Source organism: Citrobacter sp. CK185, from assembly GCF_030333565.1.
GTDB lineage: Bacteria > Pseudomonadota > Gammaproteobacteria > Enterobacterales > Enterobacteriaceae > Citrobacter_B > Citrobacter_B koseri.
The window spans coordinates 428,193-446,560 of sequence record NZ_JAOWFR010000025.1; the positions used below are offsets into that span (position 1 = coordinate 428,193).

Annotated in this window: 14 protein-coding genes; 9 read left to right on the plus strand and 5 right to left on the minus strand. The window is 52.4% G+C overall.

The features are described 5' to 3' along the window. Positions 1-243: 243 nt before the first annotated feature. From ssuE to ssuB, 5 genes are read left to right on the plus strand one after another with little or no spacing between them, the layout of a single operon-like run. Complete coding sequence (gene ssuE / locus OGV79_RS14625) at positions 244-819, plus strand: NADPH-dependent FMN reductase (RefSeq protein ID WP_012132980.1); 576 nt, start codon at positions 244-246, stop codon at positions 817-819. Beyond that, entirely contained in the window at positions 812-1,786 is a 975-nt protein-coding gene (locus OGV79_RS14630; protein ID WP_012132981.1) for a sulfonate ABC transporter substrate-binding protein, read from the plus strand. Before ssuE ends, OGV79_RS14630 begins: the two co-directional genes overlap by 8 nt. Continuing rightward, a complete protein-coding gene (gene ssuD, locus OGV79_RS14635; protein WP_104868831.1) occupies positions 1,783-2,928 on the plus strand; it encodes an FMNH2-dependent alkanesulfonate monooxygenase in 1,146 nt (381 codons plus the stop codon). The genes OGV79_RS14630 and ssuD overlap by 4 nt, the downstream gene beginning before the upstream one ends. Positions 2,929-2,939: 11 nt before the next feature. Further along, on the plus strand, positions 2,940-3,731 hold the full coding sequence (ssuC, locus tag OGV79_RS14640; protein ID WP_012132983.1) for an aliphatic sulfonate ABC transporter permease SsuC: 792 nt from the start codon (positions 2,940-2,942) through the stop codon (positions 3,729-3,731). After that, the gene (ssuB, locus tag OGV79_RS14645) at positions 3,728-4,495 is read left to right on the plus strand and encodes an aliphatic sulfonates ABC transporter ATP-binding protein (RefSeq protein WP_012132984.1); all 768 of its coding nucleotides are present in this window, start codon (positions 3,728-3,730) and stop codon (positions 4,493-4,495) included. The genes ssuC and ssuB overlap by 4 nt, the downstream gene beginning before the upstream one ends. Positions 4,496-4,567: 72 nt before the next feature. Here the strand turns inward: ssuB and pepN are convergent, their stop codons facing one another. Both pepN and OGV79_RS14655 read right to left on the minus strand, forming a co-directional pair. After that, a complete protein-coding gene (gene pepN / locus OGV79_RS14650) occupies positions 4,568-7,180 on the minus strand; it encodes an aminopeptidase N (protein ID WP_286468639.1) in 2,613 nt (870 codons plus the stop codon). Positions 7,181-7,394: 214 nt separating this feature from the next. Continuing rightward, complete coding sequence (locus OGV79_RS14655) at positions 7,395-8,402, minus strand: stealth family protein (protein WP_012132987.1); 1,008 nt, start codon at positions 8,400-8,402, stop codon at positions 7,395-7,397. 685 nt (positions 8,403-9,087) lie between these two features. Between OGV79_RS14655 and pncB the strand changes: the two genes are divergently transcribed. From pncB to aspC, 4 genes are all read left to right on the plus strand, one after another. Continuing rightward, the gene (gene pncB / locus OGV79_RS14660) at positions 9,088-10,290 is read left to right on the plus strand and encodes a nicotinate phosphoribosyltransferase (protein ID WP_071258278.1); all 1,203 of its coding nucleotides are present in this window, start codon (positions 9,088-9,090) and stop codon (positions 10,288-10,290) included. A 215-nt stretch (positions 10,291-10,505) separates the two neighbouring features. Further along, positions 10,506-11,906, plus strand: coding sequence for an asparagine--tRNA ligase (gene asnS, locus OGV79_RS14665; protein WP_104868834.1), 1,401 nt, complete (start codon positions 10,506-10,508; stop codon positions 11,904-11,906). Positions 11,907-12,501: 595 nt separating this feature from the next. After that, on the plus strand, positions 12,502-13,620 hold the full coding sequence (gene ompF, locus OGV79_RS14670) for a porin OmpF (RefSeq protein ID WP_047457749.1): 1,119 nt from the start codon (positions 12,502-12,504) through the stop codon (positions 13,618-13,620). A gap of 184 nt (positions 13,621-13,804) precedes the next feature. Continuing rightward, positions 13,805-14,995: an aspartate transaminase gene (gene aspC, locus OGV79_RS14675; protein WP_047457753.1), complete on the plus strand. Its 1,191-nt coding sequence runs from the start codon at positions 13,805-13,807 to the stop codon at positions 14,993-14,995. Positions 14,996-15,068: 73 nt separating this feature from the next. Here the strand turns inward: aspC and OGV79_RS14680 are convergent, their stop codons facing one another. The 3 genes from OGV79_RS14680 to ldtD all read right to left on the minus strand — a co-directional run bounded on the left by OGV79_RS14680 (position 15,069) and on the right by ldtD (position 18,336). Continuing rightward, positions 15,069-15,716 (minus strand): MBL fold metallo-hydrolase, encoded by a 648-nt coding sequence (locus tag OGV79_RS14680; RefSeq protein WP_012132997.1) that lies wholly within the window; start codon positions 15,714-15,716, stop codon positions 15,069-15,071. A 28-nt stretch (positions 15,717-15,744) separates the two neighbouring features. Beyond that, positions 15,745-16,293, minus strand: a complete 549-nt coding sequence (mepK, locus tag OGV79_RS14685; protein ID WP_012132998.1) for a peptidoglycan L,D-endopeptidase MepK — start codon at positions 16,291-16,293, stop codon at positions 15,745-15,747. A gap of 180 nt (positions 16,294-16,473) precedes the next feature. Then, positions 16,474-18,336, minus strand: a complete 1,863-nt coding sequence (gene ldtD / locus OGV79_RS14690; protein WP_286468640.1) for a L,D-transpeptidase — start codon at positions 18,334-18,336, stop codon at positions 16,474-16,476. Positions 18,337-18,368: the final 32 nt, after the last annotated feature.

The window sequence follows — 18,368 nt, forward strand, 5'->3', positions numbered from 1 at the left end:
GAACTCTCCTGGATTCCCGGTGTGCAGACCGGGGGCGTATTATGTGCGATATCCAGCGAAAAGGGAATTGACTTGCGGCAATAAATAGCAATCGTTTTCCTTGTTGTCCTCTTTTTATTCAATTTCCAACTTTTCTATCCCGCATAAATCATTTCGGTAAACAAAATCTCTCTGTCAGACTGCACAAATTGTTATCAATGTTAATGAAAATCGAATAATTAGTTATAAGGGGAGATTGAGATTATGCGCGTCATCACTCTGGCGGGAAGCCCACGCTTTCCCTCTCGTTCCAGTGCGTTACTGGAATATTCCCGGGAAAAACTGAACAGTCTGGACGTCGAAGTCAGCCACTGGAATTTGCATAACTTTGACCCCGAAGACTTGCTATATGCGCGTTTCGACAGCCCGGCGTTAAAAACATTTATAGAACAATTACAGGATGCAGACGGGCTGATCGTCGCAACGCCGGTTTATAAAGCCGCCTATTCCGGGGCGTTAAAAACGTTGCTCGACCTGCTTCCTGAACGAGCGCTGGAAGGCAAAGCCGTATTACCGCTGGCAACCGGCGGTACTGTCGCCCATTTACTGGCCGTTGACTACGCGCTCAAGCCGGTGCTGAGCGCGCTGAAAGCACAAGAGATCCTGCACGGCGTATTTGCCGACGATTCCCAGGTGATTGATTACCAGCATAAACCGCAGTTCACCCCTAATTTACAACATCGCCTTGACAGCGCGCTTGAAACATTCTGGCAAGCATTGCACCGCCGCGATGTGCCGGTTCCCGTCATTCATTCACCACGAGGCGTTGCCCATGTTTAAATTTTTCAGACATCGTCCTCAATGGCTGGCGCTGGCCGGATTGCTCTCGCTTTCGGCCTGGTCACACGCGGCAGAGTCAGCGCCTGACGCACTGCGCATCGGCTATCAGAAAGGCAGCATCAGTATGGTGCTGGCGAAAAGCCACCAACTGCTGGAGAAGCGTTACCCGCAAACCAAAATCTCCTGGGTTGAGTTCCCGGCAGGCCCGCAAATGCTGGAGGCATTGAATGTCGGCAGTATCGATCTCGGCAGTACCGGCGATATCCCCCCTATTTTTGCGCAGGCTGCCGGGGCGGACCTGGTTTATGTTGGCGTTGAGCCTCCCAAACCAAAAGCCGAGGTCATTCTCGTCCCTGAAAACAGTCCGATAAAAACCGTCGCGGATCTGAAAGGACACAAAGTCGCCTTCCAGAAAGGTTCCAGTTCGCACAATCTGCTGTTGCGCGCACTGCAACAGGCCGGACTTAAATTTACCGATATCCAGGCCACATACCTGACGCCAGCAGACGCCCGCGCCGCGTTCCAGCAAGGGAATGTCGATGCGTGGGCAATCTGGGACCCTTACTATTCCGCTGCGCTGTTGCAGGGTGGCGTTCGCGTCCTGAAAGACGGGACCGACCTGAAACAAACCGGTTCGTTCTATCTGGCGGCGCGCCCTTATGCCGAAAAGAACGGCAGCTTCATTCAGGGCGTTCTGGACACCTTCAGTCAGGCCGATGCGTTAACGATAAGCCAGCGTGAACAAAGTATCACCCTGCTGGCAAAAACGATGGGATTGCCTGAACCGGTGATTGCCACCTATCTGGATCATCGCCCGCCAACCACCATTACGCCGGTGAGCGCCTCTGTCGCTACCTTGCAGCAGCAAACCGCCGATCTGTTTTACGACAACCGTCTGGTGCCGAAAAAAATTGATATTCGCCAGCGTATCTGGCAGCCCACTCAACAAGAAGGAGCAAAATTATGAGCCTGAATATGTTCTGGTTTTTACCTACCCACGGTGACGGGCATTATCTGGGAACCGAAGCAGGCTCGCGCCCGGTCGATCACGGTTACCTGCAACAAATCGCGCAAACGGCGGACCGCCTGGGCTTTACGGGCGTATTGATCCCAACCGGGCGTTCCTGCGAAGACGCCTGGCTGGTTGCCGCCTCAATGATTCCGGTCACACAGCGACTGAAATTCCTGGTCGCCCTGCGCCCAAGCGTCACGTCGCCAACGGTTGCCGCCCGTCAGGCTGCAACGCTGGACAGACTCTCCAATGGCCGCGCGCTGTTTAATCTGGTTACCGGTAGCGATCCGCAGGAGCTGGCCGGTGACGGCGTCTTCCTTGACCACACCGAACGCTATGAAGCCTCATCCGAGTTTACGCAGGTATGGCGACGCCTGCTGCAAGGCGAGACGGTGGACTTCAACGGTAAACATATTCACGTTCGTGGCGCAAAACTGTTCTTCCCTGCCATTCAGCAACCGTATCCACCGCTCTATTTTGGCGGTTCATCGGATGTCGCGCAGGATCTCGCCGCTGAGCAGGTCGATCTCTATCTCACCTGGGGCGAACCGCCTGCGCAGGTAAAAGAGAAAATTGAACAGGTACGCGCCAAAGCGGCGGCTCGCGGGCGTAAAATCCGTTTCGGCATCCGCCTGCACGTCATTGTGCGTGAAACCAATGAAGAGGCCTGGCGTGCGGCCGAGCGCCTGATTGCTCACCTGGATGACGATACGATCGCCAAAGCACAAGCCGCATTCGCCAGAACGGATTCTGTCGGTCAGCACCGGATGGCCGCGCTGCATAACGGTAAGCGTGATCAACTGGAGATCAGCCCTAACTTGTGGGCAGGCGTCGGGCTGGTGCGCGGCGGCGCGGGAACCGCCCTGGTGGGTGATGGCCCGACCGTCGCCGCACGTATTAATGAGTACGCGGCGCTGGGTATCGACAGTTTTGTGCTCTCCGGTTATCCGCATCTGGAAGAGGCCTACAACGTAGGCGAACTGCTGTTCCCGCATCTGGACGTCGCCATCCCGGAAATTCCGCAACCGCAGCCTCTGCATCAGCAAGGCGAAGCGGTTGCCAATGAATTTATCCCCCGTAAAGCCGCGCAGAGTTAAGGAGTACGCCAATGGCAACGCCCACAAACAAATGGTTATTGCGCGTTGCCCCCTGGTTTTTACCGGTGGGCATCGTGGCGGTCTGGCAAATAGCCTCTTCGATGGGCTGGTTGTCAACCCGCATACTCCCCTCTCCTGAAGGGGTGATCGCGGCATTCTGGACACTCTCCGCCAGCGGCGAACTCTGGCAGCATCTGGCCATTAGTTCGTGGCGCGCTTTCATCGGCTTTTCAATTGGCGGTTCTATCGGTCTGACGCTGGGGCTGATCAGCGGTTTGTCGCGGTGGGGAGAACGTCTGCTGGATACTTCAGTACAAATGCTGCGTAACGTGCCGCACCTGGCGCTGATCCCGCTGGTGATTTTATGGTTCGGGATTGATGAAAGCGCGAAGATTTTTCTCGTGGCGCTGGGAACGCTGTTTCCGATTTATATCAATACCTGGCATGGGATTCGTAATATCGATCGGGGTCTGGTGGAGATGGCTCGCAGCTATGGCTTATCCGGCTTCCCGCTGTTTGTGCATGTGATCCTTCCCGGCGCCCTGCCCTCTATTATGGTTGGCGTTCGTTTTGCGCTCGGGTTGATGTGGCTGACGCTGATTGTGGCGGAAACCATTTCGGCGAACGCCGGGATCGGCTATCTGGCGATGAACGCCAGGGAATTCCTGCAAACGGACATCGTCGTGGTCGCGATTATTTTGTATGCCCTGCTCGGTAAACTCGCCGACGTCAGCGCGCAGCTGTTAGAGCGCGTCTGGCTGCGCTGGAATCCTGCTTATTACACGAAAGAGGCAACCGTATGAATACCGCTCGTCTTAATCAGGGAACGCCGCTACTGCTCAACGCGGTAACCAAACAATATGCTGACAACACGGTGCTGAACCAGTTGGATCTGCATATTCCCGCCGGGCAATTTGTGGCGGTGGTTGGACGCAGCGGTGGCGGGAAAAGTACGCTGCTGCGTCTGCTGGCCGGTCTGGAATCCCCTACAGCTGGCGAATTGCTTGCCGGAACAACGCCGCTGGCCGAGATCCAGGACGACACGCGTATGATGTTCCAGGATGCGCGTCTGCTGCCGTGGAAGTCGGTGATCGATAATGTTGGATTGGGTCTGAAAGGCGGCTGGCGAGATGCGGCGCGTCAGGCGCTGGCGGCGGTCGGTCTCGAAAACCGGGCGACGGAGTGGCCTGCGGCGCTGTCCGGCGGGCAGAAACAGCGTGTCGCGCTGGCCCGCGCGCTGATCCACCGGCCTGGATTATTGCTGCTGGATGAACCTCTCGGCGCGCTGGATGCCCTGACCCGGCTGGAAATGCAGGATTTGATCGTCTCGTTATGGCAAGAACACGGTTTTACAGTGCTGCTGGTCACGCATGACGTCAGCGAGGCCGTGGCGATGGCCGATCGGGTTCTGTTGATCGAGGACGGGAAAATTGGTCTGGACTTGACGGTGGATATCGCGAGGCCGCGCCGTCTGGGGACGGTACGTTTAGCGGAACTGGAAGCGGAAGTGTTGGGTCGGGTGATGCAACGTGGCGAAAATGAGGCTCCGCTACGCAAGCACGGTTAAAAAATGCCGGATGGCGCTGTTGCTTATCCGGCCTACACGTAAATGGTAGGCCGGACGCATCCGGCAATATTATCAGGCTAACGCTTTGGTAATCTTCTCGAACAGATCGCCAGAGAGGTTTTCCAGCCCTTTCAGTTGCTCCAGCGCGGCGCGCATTTTTTCCTGGCGCTTCGCATCGTAACGTTTCAGACGAATCAGCGGTTCAATCAGGCGTGATGCCACCTGTGGGTTACGGCTGTTGAGGTCCGTCAGCATTTCGACCAGGAACTGATAGCCGCTGCCGTCTTCAGCATGAAACGCCGCCGGATTGCTCCCGGCAAATGCGCCAATCAACGAACGAATACGGTTCGGGTTGCTCATACTGAAAGAACGATGCTTCAGGAGGTCACGCACCGTTTCCAGCACGTTATCCGCCGGGCTGGTGGATTGCAGGATAAACCATTTATCCATGACCAGTCCGTCCTGATGCCACTTATCATCATACTCCTGCATCAACGCGTCACGGCACGGCAATTGCGCCGCGACCGCCGCCGACAGCGCCGCCAGCGCATCGGTCATATTATTGGCTTCATGGTACTGCTTGCTCACCAGCGTATCCGCCAGGTGGGTTTCACCAAAGGCCAGGAAGCGCAGGCAGGCATTGCGTAGCGTACGCTTGCCAATGTCGGCGTGTTCAACGCGGTACTCATCAAGATGATTCGCGTTATAGATTGCCAGGAACTCGTCTGCCAGTTCCGCCGCCAGCGTGCGGGTCAACGCTTCGCGGACTTCGGCAATTGCCAGCGGATCGATGATCTCGAACAGTTCCGCGATCTCATTCACCGAAGGCAACGTCAGAATTTCCGCCGCCAGCGCCGGATCGATTTTCTCATCCAGCAGAACCGCCCGGAAGGCATCCGCCACATGTACCGGCAGCGACAGCGGCTGCCCCTGCTGGTGGCGCGCAACGTTCAGCTTAATATACGTCGCCAACAGGCTTTGCGCCGCGTCCCAACGTGAGAAGTCATTGCGCGAATGACGCATCAGGAACGTCAGTTGCTGATCGCTCCATTTGTACTCCAGTTTCACCGGCGCGGAGAATTCGCACAGCAGTGCTGGCACCGGCTGGAAATACACATTGTCAAAGACAAAGGTTTGCTCCGCCTGGGTCACGTTCAACACGGAATTGACTGGATGACCGCCCTTCTGCAACGGAATAACGTTGCCTTCGTTGTCGTACAGCTCAATCGCGAACGGAATATGCAGCGCTTGCTTTTCTGCCTGATCCGCCGTCGCAGGTGTACGCTGACTAATGGTCAACGTGTACTGTTCCGTTTCCGGGTTATAGTCGTCCCGTACGCTGACAACCGGCGTGCCGGACTGGCTGTACCAGCGGCGGAAGTGAGACAAATCGACATTCGACGCATCTTCCATCGCCTGCACAAAGTCATCACAGGTAGCGGCGCTGCCGTCATGACGCTCAAAATAAAGCTGCATCCCTTTCTGGAAATTCGTTTCGCCCAGCAGCGTGTGGATCATGCGAATCACTTCCGCGCCCTTCTCGTAGACGGTCAGGGTGTAGAAGTTGTTCATCTCAATGACCTTATCCGGGCGGATAGGATGCGCCATTGGGCTCGCGTCCTCAGCAAATTGCAGACCGCGCATGGTGCGCACGTTGCTGATGCGGTTCACCGCGCGGGAGCCAAGATCGGAACTGAATTCCTGGTCGCGGAAAACGGTCAGGCCTTCTTTCAGACTCAACTGGAACCAGTCGCGACAGGTAACGCGGTTACCCGTCCAGTTGTGGAAATATTCGTGACCAATAACACGCTCAATGTCGAGATAATCCTTGTCGGTCGCCGTATCGGTGCGGGCCAGCACATATTTGGAGTTAAAGACGTTCAAACCTTTATTCTCCATCGCGCCCATATTGAAGAAGTCCACCGCCACGATCATGTAGATGTCGAGGTCATACTCCAGGCCGAAGCGCTCTTCATCCCATTTCATGGAGTTTTTCAGCGAAGTCATCGCCCACGGCGCACGGTCCAGATTGCCGCGATCAACGTACAGTTCCAGCGACACCTCCCGGCCAGAACGCGTGATGAAGGTATCGCGCAGTACATCGAAATCGCCCGCCACCAGCGCAAACAGGTAGCAGGGTTTCGGGAACGGGTCCTGCCACTGCACCCAGTGACGGCCATTATCCAGTTCACCCTGCGCAATACGGTTGCCGTTGGAAAGCAGGAACGGATATCTGGATTTATCGGCAATGATTTTGGTGGTAAAACGCGCCAGCACATCCGGGCGGTCAAGATACCAGGTTATGTGGCGGAAACCTTCCGCTTCACACTGCGTACACAGCGCGTCGCCTGACTGGTACAGGCCTTCCAGCGCCGTGTTCGCCGCCGGGCTGATCTCATTCACAATGCGCAAAGTAAAGCGCTCGGGCAGGCTGCCGATCACCAGCTCGCCTTCTTCTTCTTTGTAGTCAGTCCACGGCGCATCGTTTACATGGAGGGATACCAGTCGCAGATCTTCACCGCTCAGGCGAAGGGGCGCGTCAGATGCGCCATGACGGACAGCCTGACTCAGTGCTGTAACGACGGTTTTCTCAGCATCCAGGTCAAAGGTCAAATCAATGTCAGTAATCTGGTAATCCGGGGCACGGTAGTCGTGACGGTATTTGGCTTGTGGCTGTTGTGTCATAAAAAACCTTTAGCATCTTTTGTAGAGTCCCGACTCCAGTCTATTCCTGTTGTCGAAATCGCGCTATGCAGAATGTTCATCTTTTCAGACACAAACACTCTTTTTGCTACATTTTTATAACATAAAGGCATCACGTTTAAAATCACGGAGGCCGTTCAGGCGCCCACCAGCCAAATGAAAACGTCACATCGCCAGTACAATGAGAACCACAGGCTTAAATCTCAAAACTTGATTTATGACCAAGCCTCATTTCAAAGGCATTTCTTAGCGTAGTCGTTACCTTTTCAAAATCGTGTAACTTTTCAGTGTCATTAAAACAGGCCTGTGCGGTGCCATTTGACAGCGTCTTGATGGCCTCGTTTATGTTACTGGACGACAAATTGAAATATACTCCACGCCCTTCCGGGTTCTTAGGATTAAAGTTACCGTGGGCCAGTTGCCAGTACCTGAATAAATACTGCGTTAAACATAATGGCTCTCTGAACCTTTTACTTGATGATTTTTTCAACAACTCCTCTTCGGCCTGCCATATCTCAGTGAATGTACTTTTCAGGAATGGCTGGGGAAGATGCTTACCGTAGAAGCCTTCAAAATAACTTGCACGGCGGTTCATAAAATTTTTCAACAGACCTTTTTTATAACGTAAGCTATAGTATTTACGTCGGTTTTCTTTGATTATTGTTTTTTTATTAATATGCGTATTTAAAACACTGACATTAAGAAATTCTGACGACCTCATTATGATCTCGTCTTTATTTTTAGGTGATTGTTTTTTTATGATGAGGAAGTCATTAGGATAGCCATTATCAAAATAAAAATCTTCCCGCAAAGGAGAGGTAATGAACGTATCGTCATTAAATAAAACAAATTTATTACTGAGATCTTTTATCCGATGAAGATTTAGCTCTATCGTATTAGAGTTGAACGTTGGTAAATATTCAGACGGAATAAACTCATCATGAAAGACAATATTTAATTTTTCATGTTCTACATTGATCCATGACGGAATTTGTCCACAGGTAACCAAATGTACTTTTCTTACCCATGGCGCATATTTTTCGACACATCTGAACCAATATTTAAAGATACCCATATCCCTGAACCGCGCAGGGTGGACGGCTCTCTCACCGTGGCTACCTTTTCCTTTGAACTCAGTAAACTTTTCTTGCCAGGCTACATCGGTTGAATCAACCCATAAAACAACAAAATCAATATCACTCATCGTTTTTATCTCAAATAATCATTGCGCTCATAAAATATAACAAGTCCGAAAGGCTATTTTTAACCCCATCAAGGCAAAGGCAAACAAGATGAGCACGGTTAAATTGCCTGACGATGAACCCGCCGGAGCGGTGAGTCGCGCATAAATAATCAGGTAATAAAAGCATCAGCCGGGCACGTTTTCATACCCTTTAAGCCTTTGAGAATAAAGATTCAATATTGATAAGCCCAGGTAATAGAGGGTTTTCCTGGGTTCGAACAGGCTCTGCGATACTTTATCGCGAAAATGATACATGACGGATTCAGATGAAATCAAGGACAGAAGTCATAGAATCGCCCTGTTATCCGGTAATGCAGAATGATTTTTGAAGAAAAAATAAACGATGAGATGATTCTTACGCGTCGATATTTCACGATCTGATCAATTTGATTATTGGGGGCGGGATGAACATTGTCTCCACCAGCCCCTCGGGGCGCGGCATCGGGGGCTAACAGTGATTAAATTCAAAGAGTTAATAGCATACATTCTACATTTTCATAACACGCGGCACGAAATGCACTCGACCGCAAAGACAGCTTATGTTGTGATCGGGGTTCAATAAATCGCTAAACAAGGTATACTCCAGCGGTTTTCTTAGTTGTTTATTGTACTAAACGCTCCCGTGAGAGGATGCTACTGCGCACCTATGACACAATTCGCTTCTCCTGTTCTGCACTCGTTGCTGGATACAGACGCTTATAAGTTGCATATGCAGCAAGCCGTTTTTCACCACTACTATGATGTGCATGTAGCGGCTGAATTTCGTTGCCGTGGTGACGACCTGCTCGGTATTTACGCCGACGCTATTCGCGAGCAGGTGAATGCAATGCAACACCTGCAACTTCAGGAGGACGAGTTCCAGTGGCTCTCCGGCCTGCCCTTCTTTAAAGCTGATTATCTCAACTGGTTACGTGACTTCCGCTATAACCCGGAACAAGTCTGCGTGACCAACGATAACGGGAAGCTAAACATCCGCTTAACCGGTCCGTGGCGCGAAGTCATCATGTGGGAAGTCCCGCTGTTGGCGGTGATCAGCGAACTGGTGCACCGTTACCGCTCGCCGGAAATGGGTGTGGCGCAGGCGCTTGATGCGCTGGAGAGTAAACTCGTCGATTTCTCTGCATTAACCGCCGATCTCGATATGTCCCGCTTCCATCTGATGGATTTCGGCACCCGTCGCCGTTTCTCTCGCGAAGTGCAGCAGGCCATCGTCAAACGCCTTCAGCAGGAACCGTGGTTTGTCGGCACCAGTAACTACGATCTCGCCCGTCGGCTGTCGCTTACGCCTATGGGCACACAGGCGCATGAATGGTTCCAGGCGCATCAGCAAATCAGCCCGGATCTGGCAACCAGCCAGCGCGCAGCTCTCGCCGCCTGGCTGAATGAATACCCTAACCAGCTCGGTATCGCGCTGACGGACTGCATAACGATGGACGCTTTCTTACGCGACTTCGGCACCGAATTTGCCACGCGTTATCAGGGCTTACGCCACGATTCTGGCGATCCGGTTGAATGGGGTGAAAAAGCCATCGCCCATTACCAGAAGCTGGGCATTGACCCGCTGAGTAAGACGCTGGTCTTCTCAGATAACCTCGATCTGAAGAAAGCGGTCGATCTCTATCGTCACTTCTCTTCACGCGTGCAGTTGAGCTTTGGTATTGGCACCCGTCTGACCTGCGATATCCCACAGGTGAAGCCGCTCAATATTGTCATCAAACTGGTGGAATGTAACGGCAAACCGGTCGCCAAATTGTCAGACAGCCCGGGGAAAACAATCTGTCATGACAAAGCTTTTGTGCGTGCATTACGTAAAGCTTTTGACCTTCCTCATATAAAGAAAGCCAGTTAATCATTGTTGGCCGGATAACGCGCTTGCGCCGCTATCCGGTCGACAGAAAGCGCGTCTTATCGCGACTTTGCTTCCCTTTTCATGTTTATTTCCGAAATCTTTCGTTCCAGCTGCGAATTCTGCTTGTCTGATTGCAGATGCCAGGTAACATAGGTATCCCCCCAAGCAGGGTGGACAAGTGTTTATTTTTTCCGACTATTAACAGAGAGAATATTATGAGCGTTGTGCCTGTAGCCGACGTACTCCAGGGCCGCGTAGCCGTTGACAGCGAAGTCACCGTGCGCGGATGGGTGCGTACCCGCCGAGATTCAAAAGCTGGCATCTCCTTCCTCGCCGTTTATGACGGTTCCTGCTTTGATCCTGTACAGGCTGTCATTAATAATTCTCTGCCCAATTACAATGAAGACGTATTGCGCCTGACAACCGGCTGCTCGGTTATCGTCACAGGTAAAGTCGTTGCGTCTCCAGGACAAGGGCAAAGTTTTGAAATTCAGGCCACCACGGTTGAAGTAACCGGTTGGGTTGAAGATCCTGATACCTATCCGATGGCGGCGAAACGCCACAGTATCGAATATCTGCGTGAAGTCGCGCACCTGCGTCCGCGCACCAATATGATTGGCGCAGTCGCGCGCGTGCGCCATACGCTGGCGCAAGCGCTGCACCGTTTCTTTGACGAGCAGGGTTTCTTCTGGGTTTCGACGCCGCTGATTACCGCCTCCGATACCGAAGGCGCGGGTGAAATGTTCCGTGTATCAACATTGGATCTGGAAAACCTGCCGCGTAACGACCAGGGCAAAGTCGATTTTGATAAAGACTTCTTTGGTAAAGAGTCCTTCCTGACCGTATCCGGCCAGTTGAACGGCGAAACCTATGCGTGCGCCCTGTCCAAAATCTATACCTTTGGCCCTACATTCCGTGCAGAAAACTCCAACACCAGCCGCCACCTGGCTGAGTTCTGGATGCTGGAGCCGGAAGTCGCCTTTGCCAACCTGAATGACGTAGCTGGCCTTGCCGAAGCGATGCTGAAATACGTCTTCAAAGCCGTACTGGATGAACGCGCGGATGATATGAAATTCTTCGCCGAGCGTGTCGATAAAGATGCGATTTCTCGTCTGGAACATTTTATTGATGCAGACTTTGCCCAGGTTGATTACACCGATGCGGTCACAATTCTGGAAAACTGCGGTAGGAAATTCGAAAACCCGGTTTACTGGGGTGTGGATCTCTCCTCTGAGCACGAACGCTATCTGGCAGAAGAGCACTTTAAAGCGCCAGTGGTAGTGAAAAACTACCCGAAAGACATTAAAGCGTTTTATATGCGCCTTAACGAAGACGGTAAAACCGTGGCGGCAATGGATGTTCTGGCGCCGGGCATTGGTGAAATCATTGGGGGTTCCCAGCGTGAAGAGCGTCTGGACGTACTGGATGCCCGTATGGCGGAAATGGGCCTGAATAAAGAAGATTACTGGTGGTATCGCGATCTGCGCCGCTACGGTACTGTTCCGCATTCAGGTTTCGGTCTCGGCTTCGAGCGTCTGATCGCTTATGTCACCGGCGTGCAAAACGTTCGTGATGTGATTCCGTTCCCGCGTACTCCACGTAACGCCAGTTTCTGATTTTAAAAGGCCAGCTTTGCTGGCCTTTTTCTCTCTCAGAATGTCAAGTTTTATGGATAAGAAGTAAACAAATCTAAAAACAAGCCCCTCAGCTCCCCCTTCCTGTTACCTGATATTTCATTGCAACATCTCAGTACAAAAAATAATCCCTCCGATCATTGCGGATTAGTTTTTCCTCACCTGATAGCATAATTTTTAATCAATCGCACGGCATTCCAGACGTCTGAAAAAAGTTATCAATCACACCCGTGTTCAATCACATTTGCAGTAAGTGCTATGTTTAGAAAAATTAAACATAAGGAAATCATATAAATAGAAATAAAAATGGGAAATGGTGGCTGAAATTGGCCCGAAATTTGAAGTCGTTCACAAAGCGCCAAAAATAAAACATTTAGTTACACATTTTTTCTTTTTGAAACCAATTCTTTATCTTTGTAGCACTTTCACGGTAGCGAAACGGTGGTTTGAATGGAAAGATGCTTGTCAGACACATAAAGACACCAAACTCTCATCAATAGTTCCGTAAATTTTTATTGACAGAATTTATTGGCGGCAGTGGCAGGTGTCATATAAAAACCAATGAGGGTAATAAATAATGATGAAGCGTAATATCCTGGCAGTGGTAATCCCTGCCCTGCTGGCAGCTGGCGCCGCAAACGCAGCCGAAGTGTATAACAAAGATGGCAATAAACTGGACCTCTACGGTAAAGCGGTAGGTCTGCACTACTTCTCTAAAGACAACGGCAAAAACAGCTACGGCGGTGATGGCGACCAGACCTATGCACGTCTGGGTTTTAAAGGTGAAACCCAGATCAACGATCAACTGACCGGTTACGGCCAGTGGGAATACCAGTTCAGCGGTAACAGATCCGAAGGTGGTTCTGACTCTCAGAAAGGCAACAAAACCCGTCTGGCATTCGCGGGTCTGAAACTCGGCGATGCGGGTTCTCTGGACTACGGTCGTAACTACGGTATCGTTTACGATGCACTGGGCTACACCGATATGCTGCCAGAATTTGGTGGTGACACCGCATACAGCGATAACTTCTTCGTTGGCCGTGTTGGCGGTGTGGCAACCTACCGTAACTCCAACTTCTTCGGTCTGGTTGACGGCCTGAACTTCGGCGTTCAGTATCTGGGCAAAAACGAGCGCGCAAGCAACTATGTTGTTAACGCAGACGATTCCAGTAACTTCAGCGACGTACAGCGCTCTAACGGCGACGGCTGGGGTGCATCTCTGAGCTATGAATTCGAAGGCTTTGGTATCGTTGGTGCTTACGGTGCCGCTGACCGCACCAACGCTCAGCAAGATTCTCGCCTTGCTGGTCGTGGTAAAACCGCTGAGCAGTGGGCTACTGGTCTGAAATACGACGCCAACAATATCTACCTGGCAGCCAACTACGGTGAAACCCGTAACGCCACGGCTATCGACGGCGGCTTCGCCAACAAAACTCAGGACATCCTGTTAGTTGCTCAGTATCAGTTCGACTTCGGTCTGCGTCCGTCCATCGCTTACACCAAGTCCAAAGCCAAAAACGTTGAAGGCGTGGGTAGCGAAGATCTGGTCAACTACGTAGAAGTTGGCGCGACTTACTACTTCAACAAAAACATGTCCACCTATGTTGACTACATCATCAACCAGATTGATTCTGACAACAAACTGGGCGTAGGCTCTGACGACACGGTTGCTGTAGGTATCGTTTACCAGTTCTAATCAGCAGACCTCTTTGTTAAATGCCTAAAAAACAGGACTTCGGTCCTGTTTTTTTATGTCTGCCAGCAAAATCTGGCGTCTTAAAAAAACACTCAGCCTTTTTGTCACTAACAGTTGGCATTTTGTAAATCTGCCGTTAACCTGATTACGGATTTCCCTTCTGTAACCACAATGGAACCTCGTCATGTTTGAGAACATTACCGCCGCCCCTGCCGACCCTATTCTGGGCCTGGCCGATCTGTTTCGTGTCGATGACCGTCCCGGAAAAATTAACCTTGGTATCGGTGTCTATAAAGATGAGACAGGCAAAACGCCGGTGTTAACCAGCGTTAAAAAAGCCGAGCAGTATTTACTGGAAAATGAAACCACCAAAAACTATCTCGGTATTGATGGTATTCCAGAATTCGGCCGTTGCACGCAGGAATTACTGTTTGGCAAAGGTAGCGCGCTGATCAATGACAAACGCGCTCGCACCGCGCAAACGCCAGGCGGTACTGGCGCGCTCCGTGTTGCCGCGGACTTCCTGGCAAAAAATACGGCGGTAAAACGCGTGTGGGTAAGTAATCCAAGCTGGCCAAACCATAAGGGCGTGTTTAATTCCGCCGGTCTGGAAGTGTGCGAATACGCTTATTACGATGCAGAAAACCACGCGCTTGATTTCGATGCCTTGCTGGCAAGCCTCAATAACGCGCAGGCTGGTGACGTCGTTCTGTTCCATGGCTGCTGCCATAACCCAACCGGTATCGATCCGACGCTGGAACAGTGGCAAACGCTGGCTCAGCTTTCTGTCGAAAAAGGCTGGCTGCCGCTGTTTGACTTCGCCTATCAGGGTTTTGCTCGCGGTCTGGAAGAGGACGCGGAAGGTCTGCGTGCGTTCGCAGCGTTGCATAAAGAGCTGATCGTCGCCAGTTCCTACTCTAAAAACTTTGGCCTGTATAACGAGCGTGTCGGTGCCTGTACGCTGGTTGCCGCAGATGCGGAAACCGTTGACCGCGCATTCAGCCAGATGAAATCCGCCATTCGCGCCAACTACTCTAACCCTCCGGCACACGGCGCATCCGTTGTAGCGACTATCCTGAGCAACGATGCCCTGCGTGCTATCTGGGAACAGGAACTGACCGATATGCGCCAGCGTATTCAGCGCATGCGTCTGTTGTTCGTTAATACGTTGCAGGAAAAAGGCGCAGATCGCGATTTCAGCTTTATCACCAAACAGAATGGCATGTTCTCATTCAGCGGCCTGACGAAAGAGCAGGTACTGCGTCTGCGTGAAGAGTTTGGCGTATATGCGGTAGCTTCTGGTCGCGTCAACGTGGCTGGAATGACGCCGGATAACATGGCTCCGCTGTGCGAAGCCATTGTCGCCGTACTGTAAGTATCATAGCGCCAGGTAGTGCCTGGCGCTTACCCGGCCTACAGTGGTTTCCCATTGCAGGCCGGACAAGAATTTACCAGACCGGCATTTCATCTTGCAGGAACGGGTTATGCAGCCGCTCATGGCCAAGCGTCGACATCGGCCCATGACCCGAAATAAACGTCACATCATCGCCCAACGGCAATAATTTACGCTTGATCGAATCAATCAGCTGAGCGTGATCGCCACGCGGGAAATCGCTGCGCCCAACGCCGCCTTTGAAGATCACGTCACCGGAAATCAGTAGCCGTGAAGACTCATCAAAGAAGACGATATGGCCCGGCGTATGCCCAGGACAATGCAACACCTGTAAAGTCACATTCCCTACGCTAATACGATCTCCCTCATTCAGCCAACGGTCAGGCGTCAACGGCTGACACTCTTCCAGACCAAACATGCGACTTTGCGCCGGTAAACCCTGTAGCCAGAACTCATCTTCTTTTTCCGGGCCGATCACTGGCACGCCATAATGCTTCGCCAGTTCCGCCGCCGCGCCAACATGATCGAGATGACCGTGCGTAAGCAGGATCTGCATCAACGTCACGCCGCTGGCGTCCACTTCCTGTTTGATGGTCTGTGCGTCGCCGCCGGGATCGACCAGCGCGGCCAGACGGGTTTGCTCACACCAGATCAATGAACAGTTCTGGGAGAATGCGGTGACCGGAATAATACGATAGTTCATACTGCTCCTGTTTCGTTAAGTCTGCGGATCACCAGTGCCGTGCCGGCCCGGTGTCAATATGCACAAAGTTACTGCGTGGGTAGTATCCTACACCACCTGCGCGCATAGATAACGCAGCTTTGCGAATATTACTTAACGAAACGCCTTCAATATGGAAATCCATCGCCTGCCCTTTCGTGTGGTAGCTTTTTTTCGCCACTCCACGACTGTGCGCACGCAGTTCGTTATTGGTATCCAGTGAGCGGTAACCCGAGATGAGCTGTACGGGCTTACGGGTGCCTAAAAGGCCTTGCAGGCGGAAGAGCTGATCGAACAATCCTGGGTCGATGGCTTTCACTTTATTCGCGCGAAAATCACGGAAAAAATGGTTTAGTTTTGCTAATTCATCCTGAATATAGGCTCTTCCGTCGAAAAACTCCGCTTTAATTGACTCTCCGGTATGGAGGTTGTTCAGTGTCAAAATACGCGGACGTGGGGTGGAGAGTGTGGCAAATGCTGGCGTAGGCAAGATGGCGGCGCCGAGAGCAACGCCACCAAACGCCAGCAACTTGCGGCGATTAGCGTCAAATTTGTCCATGATAATCAGGTCTACAGGTAAATGTTTTCGTTAATATGCACTTCTGGCGCACGAGGGGCACCTTAACTGGCAAAAAAGCCGACGTCAAGGTGGCCCATCCCCAGCAACGGCGGGGCTTGCAGCGAATCAGCCCTGCCGATGACCAATATTACGACAACAGATTTATCAGAACTTCTTCATTTACCTGATTAATTGTTCTGCTTTTGACACAATTTGTGCGCTGGATCGCGCAGTCAGATCATAATTGTAAATATCTGTACGATACTGAGTGCGTCCGTCTGCTCCCACAAACGCCGTCAGGTAATACAGATTCACCGGAATATTCTGACGGATGTTGACGTACCGGGTATCACCTTGCTTCAGCGCATCCGAAATCCGCGTATCGTTCCAGCCTGCATCCTGAAGCAGCATATTTGCCAGCTCAGAGGCCTTATTCACACGCACGCAGCCGGAGCTGAGCGCTCGCGTATCTTTCTGGAACAGATTGTGATTCGGCGTATCGTGCAGATAAATCGCGTCTGAACTTGGCATATTAAATTTGTAACGCCCCAGCGAGTTGTGCGCGCCCGGCGCCTGCTGGAAGCGGAACGGCAGGTTCGATGGCGTAATGGTCGACCAGTCCACCTGCCACGGGTTAATCGTCTCTTTGCTGTTCCAGCCGCGCATAACGGTATAACTGTGGCGTTCCAGATACCCCGGATCATTCCAGACTTTGGGCAGAATATCTTTTCGGGCCAGCGTTGGCGGCACATTCCAGGGCGGATTCACCACCACGTTATTAAGCGCGCTGCTCATCATTGGCGTTTTCCGATCGGGGCGGCCAACAATCACCCGGGAAGCCAACACCTGGTTGCCGTTCTGGTAATAAACCAGCGAATAGGCCGGAATATTGACCATAATGCCCGTTGATAATTCTCCTGGCAGTAAACGCAAACGCTGAATATTCAGCGCCAGCACCCCCGCACGTTGCGCAGGCGTCACATTCAGCCATTCGCGTGTCGCCGGGCCGACAGCGCCATCCGCTCCCAGTCCTTGCCAGGTCTGAAAACGTTTCACCGCATCAACAAGCTCACGATCATAAGCCGCACGGACTGCCGGAGCGGGTTGGCTGCGCTGAGTGGATTGCCGGGCGACAGGTTTCACGGCGGCAGGCTCCACTGCGACGGCGGAAGGGCTGACAACCACATCGGCCGCCACGTCATCCCCCGGGAGCGCTATCTTAGGCCCGCCTTCCAGCATACCGGTGCGCTGTAAAATCTCACGCAGCGCAGGCACATCATTGCTCCACTGACCAGGACGCAACGTCGCGGTACTGGTCAACTGCGGCCAGGGGCGAGCGTCGCTAACCAGCTTTTTCAGTGAATCATGCAGCGCGGCGTATTGCGGATGCTGTGGCGCAAGGCTGGCGACAAACGTCGTCAGTTGACCGTTGTCCAGCGCAATCTGCCACTGGTTGATCACCGAAAGCGGCGGTGTTGCCAGCGCATAAGGTTTGTCGCTGTACAGCCAGCGCGTCCCTTTTACGGGAATATTGGCGATGAAATGGAGATAGCCCATCATGGCGTCGGATAAAACAGCATCTCGCGCCAGACCGGTGACCGACGGGTCGGTCAGCAGCGCGACCCAGGTGGTAAATTGCGGCTGGAACCCGGCGATGGCCACTTCCGCCAGCTGCTGCTGAAACGCTTTCACCGCATCGCGATTTTCCCACATTGGTTGCATATCGCGGGCGGCATACAGCAGTTCCAGTTGATTCAGATAAACCGGCGTATAACCAGAAGGAAGTTGCGATTGTAATTCAGCCCGGGCTTTCTCCGCAGAGATCCCCTCCGGCAGCAGTTGAATCCCCGCCATTACCGCTGTCGCAGGCGATTGCGCTTGCGGCTGTGACAACGCGGTAGGCTGTTCGCTGACGGTCGCAGAGCTGTCGCCAGGAATCATTTCAGGCTCATCGGCCTGCACACTGAACAGTGGAGCAAATGTTACGGCCAGGCATAAACTGATTGCCGACAGCCGACGACTACAAATTTTGTTAAGCAACATCCCTTGCCCCCTGTTTCTTTATCATACTTTGA